This is a genomic window from Bradyrhizobium altum, from assembly GCF_020889705.1.
Classification (GTDB): Bacteria; Pseudomonadota; Alphaproteobacteria; order Rhizobiales; family Xanthobacteraceae; genus Bradyrhizobium; species Bradyrhizobium altum.
Window position 1 is genome coordinate 1 of record NZ_JACMYP010000203.1, and the last position, 15875, is coordinate 15875.

14 protein-coding genes are annotated in these 15875 nt (G+C 63.5%); 2 read left to right on the forward strand and 12 right to left on the reverse strand.

Annotated features, from left to right (window positions below):
• The 3 genes from dnaE to H8B02_RS34525 form a co-directional block, all read right to left on the reverse strand.
• Positions 1-3152, reverse strand: a 3152-nt coding sequence (dnaE, locus tag H8B02_RS34515) for a DNA polymerase III subunit alpha (RefSeq protein WP_229170329.1), incomplete at its 3' end; no start/stop codon positions are given.
• Between the two features lie 534 nt (positions 3153-3686).
• Positions 3687-3824: a hypothetical protein gene (locus H8B02_RS34520; RefSeq protein ID WP_229170332.1), complete on the reverse strand. Its 138-nt coding sequence runs from the start codon at positions 3822-3824 to the stop codon at positions 3687-3689.
• 191 nt (positions 3825-4015) lie between these two features.
• Positions 4016-4750 (reverse strand): outer membrane protein, encoded by a 735-nt coding sequence (locus tag H8B02_RS34525; RefSeq protein WP_229170334.1) that lies wholly within the window; start codon positions 4748-4750, stop codon positions 4016-4018.
• A 294-nt stretch (positions 4751-5044) separates the two neighbouring features.
• Between H8B02_RS34525 and H8B02_RS34530 the strand changes: the two genes are divergently transcribed.
• Positions 5045-5347: a DUF3551 domain-containing protein gene (locus tag H8B02_RS34530; protein WP_229170336.1), complete on the forward strand. Its 303-nt coding sequence runs from the start codon at positions 5045-5047 to the stop codon at positions 5345-5347.
• A 22-nt stretch (positions 5348-5369) separates the two neighbouring features.
• A complete protein-coding gene (locus H8B02_RS34535) occupies positions 5370-5636 on the forward strand; it encodes a DUF3551 domain-containing protein (RefSeq protein ID WP_229170337.1) in 267 nt (88 codons plus the stop codon).
• Between the two features lie 111 nt (positions 5637-5747).
• Here the strand turns inward: H8B02_RS34535 and H8B02_RS34540 are convergent, their stop codons facing one another.
• The 9 genes from H8B02_RS34540 to H8B02_RS34580 form a co-directional block, all read right to left on the reverse strand.
• Positions 5748-6446 (reverse strand): ABC transporter ATP-binding protein, encoded by a 699-nt coding sequence (locus H8B02_RS34540; protein ID WP_207829759.1) that lies wholly within the window; start codon positions 6444-6446, stop codon positions 5748-5750.
• Between the two features lie 9 nt (positions 6447-6455).
• Positions 6456-7736: a lipoprotein-releasing ABC transporter permease subunit gene (locus H8B02_RS34545; RefSeq protein WP_092114619.1), complete on the reverse strand. Its 1281-nt coding sequence runs from the start codon at positions 7734-7736 to the stop codon at positions 6456-6458.
• A gap of 72 nt (positions 7737-7808) precedes the next feature.
• Positions 7809-9128, reverse strand: a complete 1320-nt coding sequence (gene proS, locus H8B02_RS34550) for a proline--tRNA ligase (protein WP_229170339.1) — start codon at positions 9126-9128, stop codon at positions 7809-7811.
• Between the two features lie 164 nt (positions 9129-9292).
• Entirely contained in the window at positions 9293-10837 is a 1545-nt protein-coding gene (locus H8B02_RS34555; protein ID WP_229170340.1) for a copper resistance CopC/CopD family protein, read from the reverse strand.
• Positions 10838-10873: 36 nt separating this feature from the next.
• A complete protein-coding gene (locus H8B02_RS34560) occupies positions 10874-11401 on the reverse strand; it encodes a YcnI family copper-binding membrane protein (RefSeq protein ID WP_229170341.1) in 528 nt (175 codons plus the stop codon).
• Between the two features lie 7 nt (positions 11402-11408).
• Positions 11409-11933 (reverse strand): copper chaperone PCu(A)C, encoded by a 525-nt coding sequence (locus H8B02_RS34565; protein WP_229170342.1) that lies wholly within the window; start codon positions 11931-11933, stop codon positions 11409-11411.
• A gap of 34 nt (positions 11934-11967) precedes the next feature.
• Positions 11968-12465: a TlpA family protein disulfide reductase gene (locus H8B02_RS34570; RefSeq protein ID WP_229170343.1), complete on the reverse strand. Its 498-nt coding sequence runs from the start codon at positions 12463-12465 to the stop codon at positions 11968-11970.
• A complete protein-coding gene (locus H8B02_RS34575; protein WP_229170345.1) occupies positions 12462-13688 on the reverse strand; it encodes a sialidase family protein in 1227 nt (408 codons plus the stop codon). The genes H8B02_RS34570 and H8B02_RS34575 overlap by 4 nt, the downstream gene beginning before the upstream one ends.
• An 11-nt stretch (positions 13689-13699) precedes the next feature.
• Positions 13700-15875 (reverse strand): TonB-dependent receptor family protein (locus H8B02_RS34580; protein WP_312001491.1); only part of this gene is annotated, 2176 nt, incomplete at its 5' end.

Genomic DNA, 15875 nt, shown 5'->3' on the forward strand with positions numbered 1-15875 from the left:
AGCTGCAGCAGCACGGCCGCGCCGGGCTCCAGCACATCGCGGTACTGCGCGAGGCCCTCGGAGAACAAGACCGCCTCGAAATGGCCGGTCGGATCCGACAGGCCCATGATGCCCATCTTGTTGCCGGTCTTGGTGCGCCGCTCCATGCGCGACACCACGGTTGCCGCGACCTTGCCTGCCGTCGCGCCGGTCTTCACCGCACGGGAGAATTCCGCCCAGGATTGCACGCGCAGCCGCTTCAGCGCGGTCGCATAGTCGTCGAGCGGATGACCCGACAGGAAGAAGCCGATCGCATCATATTCGCGCCGCAGCCGGTCCGCGGGCAGCCATGGCTCGACCTGCGGCAGCATGATGCTCGGTGCATCCGGCGCGCTGCCGAACATGTCGTTCTGGCCCGAGGTTGCCGCCTCGTGGCTGCGCTGGCACGCCGCGAGGATCGCGTCGGCGCCGGCGAAAACGCGGGCCCGGTTCGGGTCCAGCGTGTCGAACGCACCGGCCGCCGCAAGGCTTTCGATGATCCGCTTGTTGACGGCGCGCGGGCTCACCCTTGCTGCGAAATCGGCGAGCGAGGTGAAGGCGCCCTTCTTGTTGCGCTCCTCGATGATCTGCTCCACCGCCTGGATGCCGACGCCCTTCAGCGCGGCGAGCGCGTAGTAGATCGTGTTGCCGCTGACCTCAAAGGTCGGGCCGGAGCGATTGATGTTGGGCGCTTCGACCTTGATGCCGAGCCGCTGCGCCTCGGAGCGGAATTCGGAAAGCTTGTCGGTGTTGTTGAGTTCGAGCGTCATCGACGCCGCCAAGAACTCGACCGGATAATGCGCCTTCATGTAGGCGGTGTGGTACGACACCAGCGCATAGGCCGCAGCGTGGCTCTTGTTGAAGCCGTAGTCGGCGAACTTGGCGAGCAGCTCGAAGATCGTCTCCGCCTGCCCCTTCGGCACAGAGTTCTTCATCGCGCCGGCGACGAAGATGTCGCGCTGCTTGTCCATCTCGGCGCGGATCTTCTTGCCCATCGCGCGGCGCAGCAGGTCGGCCTGGCCGAGCGAATAGCCCGCCATCTGCTGCGCGATCTGCATCACCTGTTCCTGGTAGATGATGACTCCGAAGGTCTCCTTCAGGATCGGCTCCAGGATCGGGTGCAGATATTCCGACTCCTCATCGCCGTGCTTGCGCGCGCAATAGGTCGGGATGTTCGCCATCGGGCCCGGGCGATACAGCGCGACCAGCGCGATGATGTCCTCGAAGCGGTCCGGCCGCATGTCAATCAGCGCGCGCCGCATGCCCTGGCTTTCCACCTGGAACACGCCGACGACGTCGCCCCGGGCCAGCATCCGGTAACTCGGTGCATCGTCGATCGGCAGCGTCGCGAGGTCGACATGAACGTCGCGCTGCTTGAGCAGCTTGACCGCGACATCGAGCACGGTCAGCGTCTTCAGGCCGAGGAAGTCGAACTTCACGAGGCCGGCCGGCTCGACCCATTTCATGTTGAACTGGGTGACCGGCATGTCCGATTTCGGATCGCGGTACATCGGCACCAGCTCGCTCAGCGGCCGGTCGCCGATCACGATACCGGCGGCGTGGGTCGAGGCGTGGCGGGTCAGGCCCTCGAGGCGCTGCGCGATGTCGAACGCACGCGCCACCACTGGATCCTCATCGCGGAACGCCTGCAGCTTGGGCTCGCCTTCGATCGCCTGCGCCAGCGTCACGGGAGCCGCGGGATTTTGCGGCACCAGCTTGGTCAGCTTGTCGACCTGCCCGTACGGCATCTGCAGCACGCGCCCGACGTCGCGCAGCACGCCGCGCGCCTGCAGTGTACCGAAGGTGATGATCTGCGCCACCTGGTCGCGGCCGTAGCGTTCCTGCACGTACTGGATCACCTCGCCGCGGCGGTCCTGGCAGAAGTCGATGTCGAAGTCCGGCATCGAGACGCGTTCGGGATTGAGGAAGCGCTCGAACAGCAGGGCGAAGCGCATCGGATCGAGGTCGGTGATGGTGAGCACCCAGGCGACCAGTGAGCCGGCACCGGAGCCGCGGCCCGGTCCGACCGGAATGCCCTGCGCCTTCGCCCATTTGATGAAGTCCGAGACGATCAGGAAGTAGCCCGCATATTTCATGCGGGTGATGACGTCGAGCTCGAAAGCCAGTCGCTTGCTGTAGTCCTCCTCGGTCATTCCCGGCGAGAGACCGTGCACCCGCAGGCGGTTGGCGAGCCCCTCCTCGGCCTGGCGCTTCAGCTCGGCGGCTTCGTCCGCGGCGGCATCGGAGCTGGCGGCGGCACCGACCGTGAAGAACGGCAGGATCGGCTTGCGGGTCTTCGGACGGAACGAGCAGCGCTCGGCGATCTCCACCGTCGAGGCCAGCGCCTCCGGAATATCGGCAAACAGCACCGCCATTTCCGCACGGGTCTTGAAGCGGTGATCGGGGGTCAATTGCTCGCGGTTGGTCTCGGCGATCAAGTGGCCGCCGGCAATGCACAGCAGCGCATCATGCGATTCGTAGTCGTCACTGCTGGCGAAATACGGCTCGTTGGTCGCAACCAGCGGCAGGCCCTTGCTGTAGGCGAGATCGATCAGGCCGCCCTCGGTGCGGCGCTCCTTGTCGATGCCGTGGCGTTGCAATTCGATGTAGAGACGATCGCCGAACAGGCTCGCGAGGCGTTCGCAGCGGGTGGCGGCCAGCGCGGCCTGCTCGGCGCGCAGCGCCAGCGCGATCGGCCCGTCGGGACCACCGGTCAGCGCGATCAGATCCTCGGCGTCGTCGGTGAGCCAGTCGAGCTTGATGTGCGGGGTCTGGTTGACCGGTGTCTCCAGGAACGCCCGCGAGTTCAGCCGCATCAAGCTGCGGTAGCCGCGCTCGCGGGCTGCCAGCAGCACGATTCGCGTCGGCCCCGTCGTCGCCAGGATGCTCCGCGTATTGGGGTCGACATCGCCGAAATCCACCGCCAGCTCGCAACCGACGATCGGCTGGATGCCATAGCCGGCCATCTTGTCGGAGAATTCCAGCGCCCCGAACATGTTGTCGGTGTCGGTGAGCGCCAGCGCCGGCTGGCGGTCGGCCTTGGCGAGCTCGCCGAGCTTGGCGATCTTGATCGAGCCCTTCAGCAGCGAATAGGCGGAATGGACGTGAAGATGAACGAATCCGGCATTCGGCATGGCTGCTCGGGGGTCTCTTGAACTCAGGGATGGCGCGAGTGCCCAAGCCGGAGCTCGAAAGCATCAGACCCGACTCGCATCCCCATCGTGGGGCCTCGGCCCTGCCAAGTCCACGCCGAACGCGGCGTGGCGGCAGGGCGTCCCGCTTTTCCCCAGAAGCAACCTATGCCCCTGTCCTCGCGGGCACATTTCAGAACTGGGTGATCAGCTGGGCCCAAACCGCGATCATCCCGACGAACAGCGTGATCGATGCCAGCGCTGCAGCTTCCTGCACGAAAATCTTCAACATGGCCGCTCTCCCTGAACTGGAACGTATGCAGAACATTGTTCCTTTTTTGTTCTGGAGTCAAGCGGAGGGTAGTGGGTCAGTTTGAAAGCTGACCGCGAAAGAAAGGGCTTGGTTAATCGAGGAAGGAGAGACCCGCTCAACCGCAGCGGGGTCTTTACCCCCTTCCTCTGGCGTAGGATCACGGTCGGGCGTTTCGCCTGTGGCGATATCAATGATCCGCTTGGGGTCTCCAGAGGCCCTAGGGGTCATTTGTGCGATTTTTTGTGCGTCACGGCGATTTGGACGACATCATCGTCATCAGCATCGAAGGTCAAATAACCAATGGCCATCCATCCGGCGCACACACCGAAAATGATCAAGGCAGCTTTTAGCCACTGTCCCATGGGAGCAAATATGCTCCCGGGGCCGGTTATTTTCCATCCCCGCCGACCGCCATAATCAAACTGCCCCCACTACCAAAGCGAGCCCCGCAATGCCCGTGCTGCCTTCCTGGCTGATAGCTAATCCGCCAGCCCAACAAAAAACCCCGGGCCGAAGCCCGGGGTTTTCGATGCCGCTTGGATCAAGCGAGCGATCAGTAACGCGCGATGATCGGGCCACCGAACTTGTAGTTCAGACGGCCGAGGACCATGTCGGTGTCGCCACCGGTGTGGAAGCCGGTCACGCCGACGCCAGCCGGGGTCACGAAGGTCGCACCGTGCGTGTCTTCGAAGATGTGGTTGTATTCGACGCCGAGCGACCAGCCCTGAGCGAAGGCGAATTCGAGGCCAACGCCGACCGTCGGGCTCCAACGGGTGTCGTAGCCGGTCGAGGACGCCAGCGCGCCGCCCGGTGCCAGGAACTGGTAGTTGCGATCGGTGACCGCAGCACCGCCCTTGGCATACAGCAGGACGTTGTTCCAGGCGTAGCCGATCTGACCGGTGAACAGGCCGAACGCATCGGTCTTCGAGCGAACGACGCCGCCCGGGACGACCAAGTTGCCAGTGCTGCCCTTGAAGTCAGCCCAGTTGCCCTGAGCTTCCAGACCGAACACCCAGCCGCCGGTCTGCCAGCGGTAGCCGACCTGGCCACCGATGGTGCCGCCGTTGGCGTCATAGCTGCCGACGCTGCCGAGGCCGTCAACCGAACGGTTGTCGTGGCTCTGGCCCCAACCACCGTTGATACCGATGTAGAAGCCGGTCCAATCATAAACAGCGGCAACCATGGGCGGCGGAGCCTTCGTGTAAGGGCGAGCCGCGAGGTCAGCCGCAGAGGCAGCGGTCGCGCTGAGCGCGAGCAGGCTGGCGGTGACAAGCAAAATCTTTTTCATTTTCCCGTTCCAACTTTTTCTACAGGCCCCCAAGGCCGCGAGACACCGTCATAGCAGCCCCCGTCGGAATTGCTGTAACTTCGCTGCAACAGGCAGGCCCAAACGACTTCGCTCAAATTTGAAGTTAATACTGCGTTACAAGCACTTCCTGGAACTTTCGCCACATAGCTGCCGCACAATCTTCACAATTCAAAACTGCGTGCGCCGCTGCGCGCAAGATCGTGTTGACCGGAACCGGCTTGTCCGATTTGGATCGTCGCCGGGATCGAATCTTCGCAGCGATAAGGAATGCACATGCGGACGATGATTCTTGCTGCTGCGGCGTCTGTGGTCGCGCTCGCTACGCTTGGCACGGCGCCCTCCCATGCCGTCGGCGTGCGCTACCCGTTCTGCATCCAGGGCGACCGCTATCCAGGTCTCAGCAACTGCTCCTATCCGTCCTATGAGGCCTGCCTGGCCACCGCCTCCGGCATCGGACAGAACTGCATCGCCAACCCCTATTATGCCGGCGACAACGACCCGCGCTCCTATCTGCACGTCGCCCCGCGCAACCGCCGTGAGGGCAACTTCTTCAACCTGTTCTTCGGTTCTGATTGAATCTGATCGGCAGGAGGTTCTGATGCGCCGCCTGATTCCGGCACTCTTGGCCCTGGGCACCGGCGCCGCCGCTCCGGCCGGTGCCCAGCGATACGATTCAACCTCGCCGGTCTGCAAAGCCAATTACCAACGGGGCGGCCCGCAGATCGAGTGCGGCTACACGTCGCTGGAGCAATGCCAGGCTTCGGCGGCCGGCCTGCCCGCGTCGTGCATCAACAACCCCTATTATGCCGGGCCGCCGGCTGGCCGGCCGAAGGAACCTCGCAGGGCACGCCGCCCGACCTATTGAGCGTGCGAGCCCTTGGCGGCGCGATCGAGGCGGGGCGGAAAAGCCTTGTAGGTTTCGGGCTTTGAGGAGCGTTCTTCGCGCGAACCGTTAGCCAGTTCACGCGAGAGAGTTCTATTCGAGCTCGACGACCTGTCCGTTCGACAACGACACCCGGCGATCCATCCGTGCGGCGAGATCCATGTTGTGGGTCGCGATCAGCATCGCGACCCGGGTCGCCTTCACGAGCTGCATCAGCGCGTTGAAGACGTGATCGGCCGTCCCCGGATCCAGATTCCCGGTCGGCTCGTCCGCAAACAGCACTCGCGGTGCGTTGGCAACCGCGCGCGCGATCGCCACACGCTGCTGTTCGCCGCCCGAGAGCTCGGCCGGACGATGGGTGATACGGTCGCCAAGCCCGAGATAGGCCAGGATCTCGGTCGCCCGTTTCACGGTTTCGGAGCGCTTGAGGCCACGAATCATCTGCGGCAGCATGACGTTCTCGAGCGCCGAGAACTCCGGCAGCAGCCGGTGCGACTGATAGACGAAGCCGATATCGGAGCGGCGAATCTGCGTGCGGTCGACGTCGGACATCTGCGAGGTCGGCGTGCCCGCGACATACACCTCACCCTCATCGGGACTCTCGAGCAGGCCCGCGATGTGCAGCAGCGTCGACTTGCCGGATCCCGACGGCGCCACCAGCGCCACCGATTGACCGGGCCACAGCGCCAGCTTGGCGCCGTTCAGAATCGTCAGCGTCGCTTCGCCCTGCCTGTATTCCCGCTTGATATCATGAAGATAGACAACCGGTACGTCTTCCGCCCCCTCAGCCATGTGCGCTCCCTATTCGTACCGGAGCGCTTCGACCGGATCGAGGCGCGCGGCGCGCCACGACGGGTAGAGCGTCGCGAGGAAGGACAGCGTCAGCGCCATGATCACGACGGCGAGCGTCTCGCCGAAATCGACCTCAGCCGGCAGCTTGGAGAGGAAATACAGTTCCGGCGAGAACAGTTCGGTGTTGGTGAGCCATGACAGGAACTGCCTGATCGATTCGATGTTCAGGCAGATCAGCATGCCGACCGCAAAGCCGGTCAGCGTTCCGACCACGCCGATCGAGGCGCCGGTGATCAGGAAGATCCGCATGATCGAGCCCTGCGAGGCCCCCATCGTGCGCAGGATCGCGATGTCCTGGCCCTTGTCCTTCACCAGCATGATCAGCCCGGAGACGATGTTGAGCGCCGCGACCAGCACGATCATGGTCAGGATCAGGAACATCACGTTGCGTTCGACCTGCAACGCGTTGAAGAAGGTCGAATTGCGCTGCCGCCAGTCGACCAGGAAGACCGGCCGCCCGGCCGCCTCCGTCACCAGCTTGCGGTAGGTGTCGATCTTGTCCGGATTGGTGGTGAACACCTCGATCGAGGACACGTCGTTGTTGCGGTTGAAATAGGCCTGCGCCTCGGCCAGCGGCATGAACACGAAAGTCGAATCGTATTCCGACATGCCGATCTCGAACACCGCCGTGATCTTGTAGGGCTTGATGCGCGGCGTGGTGCCCATCGGCGTCACCGCGCCCTTCGGCGAGACCAGCGTGATCATGTCACCGGCGTGCAGCGAGAGCTGGTCGGCAAGCCGGCGGCCGATCGCAACCCCCTGCCCCTCGTCGAAGCCCTCGAGCGTGCCCTGCTTGATGTTCTTGGCGATCGAGGTGAGGTTGTTGAGATCGTCGGCGCGAATGCCGCGGATGAAGACGCCGGCCGCGTTGAACGGCGATGAGCCGAGCCCCTGTCCGTCCACGACGGGCGCAGCCAGACGGATGCCCTGCACCTGGCTAATGCGGTCGGCGACGTCCTTCCAGTCGGTCAGCGGCGATTCCAGTGGCTGCACCAGAAGGTGGCCGTTGAGGCCGAGGATCTTGTCGAGCAGCTCCTTGCGGAAGCCGTTCATGACGGCCATCACCACGATCAGCGTCGCAACGCCGAGCATGATGCCGAGGAACGAAAAGCCGGCGATGACCGAAATGAACCCTTCCTTGCGGCGCGCGCGCAGATAGCGTCCGGACAGCAGCCATTCGAATGGCGCAAAAGGCGGGGTACGGACTGGCTCGTTCATGGTCTCATCCATCTCTCGATAATCCCATGATTCGGGTCAAATGTGGCCGGATTACCCCGCCGATAGATACGGCGTGAATAAACTTTAACCCGCGAGCTTCGCGACCACGTCCGCGGGGCTCATGTTCTCGCGTGAACCGTCGCTGCGGCGCTTCACCTCGACCTTGCCTTCCGCGAGCCCCTTGGGCCCAACGAGAATCTGCCAGGGGATACCGATCAGATCGGCCGCGGCGAACTTGGCGCCGGCGCGCTGATCGGTGTCGTCGTAGAGCACATCGACGCCCTTCGCCGAGAGCTCGCGATAGAGCTGCTCGCAAGCGCCGTCGACAGCGGCATCGCCCTGCTTGAGGTTGAGGATCGCGGCACGGAACGGCGCGACCGCCTCGGGCCATTTGATGCCGGCATCATCGTGACAGGCCTCGATGATCGCGCCGACCAGACGCGACACGCCGACACCGTAGGAGCCGCCATGGATCGGCACGTCGACGCCATCGGGCCCCGCCACCATCGCCTTCATGGTGTCGGAATATTTGGTGCCGAAATAGAAGATCTGGCCGACCTCGATACCGCGGGTGTTGAGCCGCTTTGCCTCGGGCACTTCCTGTTCGAAGCGCGCGGCCTCGTGGACGTCCTCGGTCGCAGCATAGACCGAGGTCCACTGCTTGATGATCGGCGTGAGGTCGCCGTCATAGTCGACGTCCTCGCCCGGCACCGGCAGGTCCAGCACGTCGCGGTTGATGAAGACGCCGGACTCGCCGGTCTCCGCGAGCACGATGAACTCGTGGCTGAGGTCGCCGCCGATCGGACCGGTCTCGGCACGCATCGGGATCGCCTTCAAGCCCATCCGCGCAAAGGTGCGCAAATACGCAACGAACATCTTGTTGTAGGAGCGCCGCGCGCCAGCCTCGTCGAGGTCGAACGAATAGGCGTCCTTCATCAGGAATTCGCGGCCGCGCATCACGCCGAAACGCGGACGCTGTTCGTCGCGGAACTTCCACTGGATGTGGTAGAGATTGAGCGGCAGGCTCTTGTAGGACTTGACGTAGGAGCGGAAGATCTCCGTGATCATTTCCTCGTTGGTCGGCCCGTACAACAGCTCACGCTTGTGACGATCGAGGATGCGCAGCATCTCCGGGCCATAGGCGTCGTAGCGGCCGCTTTCGCGCCAGAGGTCGGCGAGTTGCAGCGTCGGCATCAACAGCTCGAGCGCACCGGCGCGGTCCTGCTCCTCGCGCACGATCTGCTCGATCTTCTTCAGCACCCGGAAGCCGAGCGGCAGCCAGGCATAGATGCCGGCGGCCTCCTGCCGCATCATGCCCGCGCGCAGCATCAGCCGATGCGAGACGATCTCCGCCTCTTTCGGGTTTTCTTTCAGGATGGGCAGGAAAAACCGCGACAATCGCATGGCGTTACTCGGGAATCAGGAAAGCGTGGGAAGAGCAGCAGTGAAACCGGATCGGCTGTGAAAACACAAGGCCGCCAAATGACAAAAACCCTTCAAATCAGGCGATTTTCCGCCATTTCAGCGAATTGCGTCCCGCCGGCGTGCCCGGCGCGCCGATCGTGCGTTTACCTGACCTCGAAATCGTCTTCCAGCGTCACTTTCTTGAAATCTGTCACCAGTGCGTCGATCCGCATGTGCCAGCGGCCCGGGATCGGCAACGGCACCTTCTTCACGTGCCAATAGCCGTCGGGACCCAGCGCGGCGCTGCGTTCCAACGGCTCGATGCCGCGATCCGGCAGGCTCAGCGTCAGTGTCGCCTCCTTGGCCGCGAACGGGCTCGCATCGCCGTTCATCAGCTGCAGCACAAAGTCATTCTGCCCGACCTTGCCCGGCGCGATCAGCACCTGAAACATCGCGGCATCGGTGTGGGTGTGCACCGCAAGCGGAACGTCGTCTGACATTGCCAGCACGCGCGGCGGCGGCGTGAAGCGCCACAGCGCGACGAGACCGAGGATGGCGATCATGAGCACGAACTCGAGCGCTATCGAGCGCTGCAGCGGCCGCGTGCGGTGAAATTCGCGCGCGATCGCCGGCGTGAACACCAGCCGGTTCAGCGCAGCGAGCGTGAGCAACAGCGACACCAGCGCAAGTTTCGCGAGGAGGATGTTGCCGTATCCGGTGTCGATCAGTGCGCCAAAGCTTTCGAGCTGAACGACAGCGAGTGTCAGGCCGGACAAGGCGATCAACGCGACGACCGGCACCGCAAGCGTCGAAAAGCGCCGCAGCACCCGCAGCAGCGAATTCTTGCGCTGCCAGGCCAGCACCGCCAGCGGCCCGAGTGCGCCCATCCAAAACGCCAAACCAACGCCATGGATGAACAGCGCGGTCCGCGTCAGCCATTGCGGAGAGGCGGTGGCGGCATGGCCGCTGACCGAAAGCGACAGCCCGACACAGATCATTGCGATCGCGGTGCGGATCCAGGCCGCGCTGAACGACGGACTGCGCCAGGCCATCGCCGCGATCAACACCGCGGCAATCGCGAGCAGCAGGGCGGGAAACAGGCTGGTGCCGGCGGCGCTGGCCCATGCCGCCCATGTCAGGACGCCCGTGATCGGCAGGTTCAGCAGGTCGACGCCCTGCAAGCCAAGCGAGGCGACCGCGCCAATGAGGCCGATCGCCAGCGACCACATGATCAGCCGTTCGCCGGCCGGGCCCTGCCCGATCCAGGCGGCAAAGAACACACCGCCGACGCCGGCAAACAGCCCGAGATAGAGCCCGAGCCGTGCCAGCCAGATCAGCGCATGCAGCACGCCATCGCCGGCCGGCGCCGCCGAGCCGGTGACGACGCCGATCGAGAACAAGAGCGAACCCGCAACCGGATGGCCGTCCTGCGAGACCACGCGATAGCTGACCACCTGCGTGCCCTGAGGCAAGTCGGCCGGCAGGGTCACCATCACCGATTGATCGACGGCGCGGATCGCGACGTCGCGCGGCTTGCCCGCAGCGTCGAGCAGGCTGACCGCGGTCGGCGCCACCGCTTCGTTGAAGCGGAGCACCACTGTCTTCGGTGCCTCCGTCACCACGCTGCCATCCGCAGGTTCAGCGGCGATCAGGACGGCATGCGCATGGGCCGAGGTCGCAAGACACAGCGCCAACAGCAGCGCAGCCAAGCCTGTTACAACAAGACTTGCGACCGCCCGCACGGCTTACGACTTCGGCAGCAGCTTGACGCCGGGCGCCGGCGTCTTACTGCCGTGGTCGTGCCCGCCGCCCTGCCCCTCGGCCGGAACATCGATCCAGCGGCTGACGCCCTGTTCGCATTCCTGCACGACGGGAAAATACAACGTGGTGTTCGGCTTCAGCGTATCGGTGAGAAACGTCTGCATCACGAACTCGTCGTAGTTCTGGTCGGAGAGCTTGCCACCGCTCCAGGCGACTTCCTTCACGCCCTCGGCGAGCTCGGCGCCGTGATAGTCGTATTGGGCGGCATATTTGCCGGTGACCGTATCAAGGGTCCAGCCGGGCTTCGGCATCGGCTTGACCCCGATCACGCCTTCCGGAATCTGCACGCGGATCTTGATCGTCGCCGATCCCGCACAGCCATGCGGCACGGCGAAAACCGCCTTGTAATACGAACCGACCGGCGCCTGCTTTCCTTCAAGCGTGATGTGTGCGGCGACCGGCGAAGCTGCGAGCAGCGCCGCCGTTGCGATGAGGAGCGTGGTTGATCGCATGGCTCCCTCACATCTTCTTCATGTCCATGTGACCGGAATGGTCGCCATGGCCGGAGTGATCGCTGCCACCCGGCGCCTGCGCACCGACGGCCTGGACGTCCAGCGAGACCGAGACCTTGCCGGCCTTCTCGAATTCGAGCGTGACCGGCACCTTGTCGCCCTGCTTCAGCGGATTCTTCAGATCGAACATCATCAGGTGATAGCCGCCGGGTGCGAGCTTCACGGTCTTGCCCGGCTCGATGGTCAGTCCCTTGTCGAGCGCACGCATCTTCATGACGCCATTGTCCATCGACATTTCGTGGACCTCGATCTTGCCGGCGACGTCGCCCGAGCCTGAAACCAGCCGGTCGGGCGTCGTCCCCTTGTTCTCGATCGTCAGATAGCCGCCGCCGATCTTGGCGCCGTTCGGCGTGGCGCGCGTCCACGCCTGGGTGATGACGAGGTCGCCGGCCTTGACGTCCTCCGCGCGTACGGACGTAGACACGAGCGCAGTCAGCGTCGTGAGGGCGAGGATGCGAGAGAACGATTTCATGGTGACGGCTTCCTTTCAGATTGAAGTAGTTGTGCTATCGGATTGTTGCGGTCTGGGCCTCAGACCATTTGTTCAGATCGGCGATCTCGGCCGATCCCTCGATCGTCGTGATCGTTCCGTCACGGGCAATCAGCATGGTTCGCGGGATATCACCTTGCCACGCCGGATCGATCTCAAACCTCAATCGCTCGGCAAAGCCGTCGCCAAAAATCCAGTTTTCGGCGGAAGCGAGCCCGGCGTGATCGAGCATCGATCGCGTCGCCTCGGGAAGGTTCGGAACCAAATCCGCGCTGATCGTGACGACGTCGACATCGGGATGATCCTTCATGAACTGGCCAAGCTGCGGTAGTTCGACCTTGCATGGTCCGCAGGTCACGCCCCAAAAGTGCACGAGGGTCGGATGACCGGCATGCGCATGCAGCAGCTTCTGCCAGCTGCCGCGTTCGAACGCCTTCGGCGCGCCCTCGCCCGCCGCCAGTGCGGACGGCAGCGTTGCGAGCAGGACAAGAGCAGCGAGCAAATGACGTTTCATGGTTCGCCCTCGATCGCTTGAAAATGGTAGCCGTCGGCCTTCGTCATCCACGACAGGTAGGTCTGCCGACTGTCCGAGACCAGCAGCGGATGGTCGGAGCTGTCGGCGGTGTCGGCGATATCAGTGGGCTTCGACCATGTCGCACCATCGTCGTGCGATGTCATCAGATGGATCGATGTCTTCTGCCCGTCGAACTCCTTCCACGCCATTACAAGCCCCAGCGGCCCGGCGGCGATCTGCGGCCGTGACGGGCCGCGGTTCGGCTGACCGATCTGAAGCGGATCGGAGAAGGTTTTGCCGCCGTCGCGTGACCGCGCATAGAACAATCCCTTGCGCGCCTTTCCGTTGGTGTACCACGTCACGTGGTAGGTTCCTGCGGGCGAAATGGTCAGGCTCGGACCGTGGTGGGGGCATGCCGCGATCTGCCAGTCGTCGCTGCTCACCCGATGCACCTCGCCGGGCGTAGCCAGATCGTTGAATGTCACGATCGCATGGTCGCGCACGCCGCCTTCGAAAATATTCCGGAACACGACCACCGGATGGCCGGCACCATCGAACGCCAGGGCGAGACGGCAGCATTCGCAGGTGTTGTCGGCCACGAGCCGCGCATCGGAATAGGTCGCGCCGCCATCTTTCGAGGTCGCAAAGAACAATCCGGCACCATCATACTTCTCGCCGCGCTGCTGCGCCGGCACGCGGTTGCGCTTGTCGAGCCAGACCGCGAACACCCCGCCTCCCGGATCGAAGCCGATCGCCTCGAACCGCTGGCTCTCGTTATTCGTGGTGATCGGCTTCGGCGGATCGAAGCTGCGCCCGCCATCGGTCGACCGCGTGGTCAGCACCTGCCCATTGAAGGCCTGATCGCGGAAGGTCGAGAAAGCCAACGCGAGCTCCCCCTTGGCGCCGATCGCAAGCTTCGGCCGGGCGTCCGGCCCCCAATCCAGATTGAGCCGCTCCCGCGTCACCTGCACCGGCGTGGAAAAGCTCCTGCCCCGATCTTTCGAGCTCGCGACGGAGATCTGGCCTCCGGCCATCCAGGCCAGCCACAACGTCCCGTCCGGCGCGAAGGCAGGCGTGACCTTGGTCGCGCAGCGCAGTACGGTCTCCTCGCAGGCCGCTTCGGAGGCGTGCTGATGGCTCATCTGTGCGATGGCAAGGTTCGGCAAGACCGCAAGCATGACCGTTGCCAGCACCGTCAGAGTCGCAAGTTTGCGGTATGTCATCGATGCGCTCCTCACTTGAACGCAATCTTCATGCCCGCCACGAAAGCGCGCGGCGATCCGGCATAGATCGAGTTGGTCGAGTTCGCCAGTACGCTCGCGGGATTTTGAATGCCCGCCGCCGTCACCGAATTCGTGATGTTGTTCGCCGAAGCCACGTAGGTCCGATCGAACACGTTCCTCACCTCGACGTACAGATTCAGCGTCTTGAAATAATCGGAGACGAGACCGGTCGTGTAGTGCAGGTTGAGATTGACGAGTTCGTAGCCCGGCGCCTTCAAGAGATTGGCGTTGTCCATGTAGAAGCCATCCTTCCACTGGACTTCGACGAACCCGCCGAGTCCCTGCAACGGACCCGACAATTGGTCGTAGCCCAACCGCGTCGTGAGTTCGTTCGGCGAGATGCCGGGAATCTTGTTGCCGGCACGATTGAATGTGAAGCCGCTGATGCTTTCCGTGTAGTCGGTATATACCTCGTCCAGATAGGTGTAGGCCGCCGTGAGCCGCCACCCCGGATAAAAGCCCCATTGAGCGGCGAGTTCAACGCCGCGATGCTCCGAGCGCGGTGCGTTGAAGGTGTATGTAAATCCCGCCACAGGCGTCGCCTGAGAAACAAGTTCATTGTTGAAGAATTCGTAGAAGGCGGTGGCGCTAACCTTCACGCTCTTGTTGGGCGACCAATCCGCGCCGAGGTCGTAGCCCAGGTTGGTCTGGGTTTTGAGCGACGTGTTGTTGCCCGATAACCCACTCGGCAGAACGAACAGATTGCTCACTTGCGGCGTACCGTAGCCTGTCGCCACGCGAGCACGTAGCTGCCATTCGTTATCCGGCTTGTAGATGAGCGCGAACTCCGGCGCGGTGTTGGTGAACACAGGCGCCGCTTGTGTCACGGTCGCTCCCACGATCGCGGGATTGTTGATGACCGGATAGGACAGCGTAGTGTTGACACCGTTTAGCGCGGTCGTTTCCCAGCCGATCCCAGCGACCGCCGTCACCGTTGGAATAAGCTTGATCTCTTCCCGCGCCCGGACGCCATAATTGGTCGTCGATTGATACAGACTGCTCTGTGGCAGTCCGAGTGTCGCATTGCCCGCGGGCGAAACGTTCCAGGTCGTACCGGTCGTCGTGAGCGTGTTGTACCAACCTCCGACCATCGTGGTCGAATCCATTCCGAACAATTCGCCGCGCTTGGTCAAATCGCTCATGAAGTTGTACGAAGGATAGTCACCCAGCGCGCTCGTCGATCCCGTCGGCTGACTGATGTTCCTGTCGTCGAAGACGAATTGGTTGCGCCACGTCGTCGTGTTGTCGAAATCGTGTTCCCAGCGGCCCCCAACGATCGTCCGGCGGTCATCTCGGCCGAGGCCAGCTTGAACCGCAGTCTCGGTGGATTTGGTCCCGTTGAAACCGTTGTTGAACAGAGAGACGGTCCCACAGCCAGGTGCTGCCGTGGCTCCGGTCGCGCAGCCCTGCTGGAACGGATTCATGTTGAACTGATTGAGCGACGAGCGGATCGGCAGGCGCGCCGTCAAATCGTTGTTGATCAGCTTGAATGTGAAACGATCGTCCGGCGTGACCTGCAACGTGCCGAGGAAATTGACAGTCTGGGTATTGAACCAGCTGTTGCCGATATAGCCGTCGCCACGCACGTCGCTCGCGAACAGCGAGCCCTCGAAATTGCCGACCTTCTTGCCCGCGGCCAGATAGTTGTTGAGATAGCCGAAGCTGCCGCCGTCGACGCCGTATTCGACGCCGTCGATCGTGCCGCCCGGCCGGGTCCGGAAATTCAACGCGCCGCCGGTCGCATAGTTGCCGTAGAGCGCCGATGATGGCCCGCGGACGACGTCGATCGCGCCATAGGCGTGCGGATCGATCAGGTCGCTGCGAGACAGGCCGTCCGGCTGAGTGACCGGAAAGCCGTCGTCGAAGATCACGAGATTGCGGATGCCGAAGCCATTGCGTGCATTCGACCCGCGAATCGAGATGCCGAAATCACGCGGGCCGTTACCCTGCTTGATCGAGATGCCGGGACTGTCCCGCAACACGTCCGCGACCGAGAAGGACGGCCGATTGTCGAACTGGCTGCGGTCGACGGTGGTTTGCGTCTGACCGGCGGGCCCCTGGTTCAGGCTGTCCCGCGCCGCGCTGGGCGTGATGCGCTGCGCACGGCCGGCCGCCGCCACGGCCAAG

Bases quoted from the DNA above. Each gene is read 5' to 3' on its own strand.
- H8B02_RS34520 (WP_229170332.1), bottom strand. From the start codon at position 3,824: ATGGGACAGTGGCTAAAAGCTGCCTTGATCATTTTCGGTGTGTGCGCC.
- H8B02_RS34525 (WP_229170334.1), bottom strand. From the start codon at position 4,750: ATGAAAAAGATTTTGCTTGTCACCGCCAGCCTGCTCGCGCTCAGCGCG.
- H8B02_RS34530 (WP_229170336.1), top strand. From the start codon at position 5,045: ATGCGGACGATGATTCTTGCTGCTGCGGCGTCTGTGGTCGCGCTCGCT.
- H8B02_RS34535 (WP_229170337.1), top strand. From the start codon at position 5,370: ATGCGCCGCCTGATTCCGGCACTCTTGGCCCTGGGCACCGGCGCCGCC.
- H8B02_RS34540 (WP_207829759.1), bottom strand. From the start codon at position 6,446: ATGGCTGAGGGGGCGGAAGACGTACCGGTTGTCTATCTTCATGATATC.
- H8B02_RS34545 (WP_092114619.1), bottom strand. From the start codon at position 7,736: ATGGATGAGACCATGAACGAGCCAGTCCGTACCCCGCCTTTTGCGCCA.
- proS (WP_229170339.1), bottom strand. From the start codon at position 9,128: ATGCGATTGTCGCGGTTTTTCCTGCCCATCCTGAAAGAAAACCCGAAA.
- H8B02_RS34560 (WP_229170341.1), bottom strand. From the start codon at position 11,401: ATGCGATCAACCACGCTCCTCATCGCAACGGCGGCGCTGCTCGCAGCT.
- H8B02_RS34565 (WP_229170342.1), bottom strand. From the start codon at position 11,933: ATGAAATCGTTCTCTCGCATCCTCGCCCTCACGACGCTGACTGCGCTC.
- H8B02_RS34570 (WP_229170343.1), bottom strand. From the start codon at position 12,465: ATGAAACGTCATTTGCTCGCTGCTCTTGTCCTGCTCGCAACGCTGCCG.
- H8B02_RS34575 (WP_229170345.1), bottom strand. From the start codon at position 13,688: ATGACATACCGCAAACTTGCGACTCTGACGGTGCTGGCAACGGTCATG.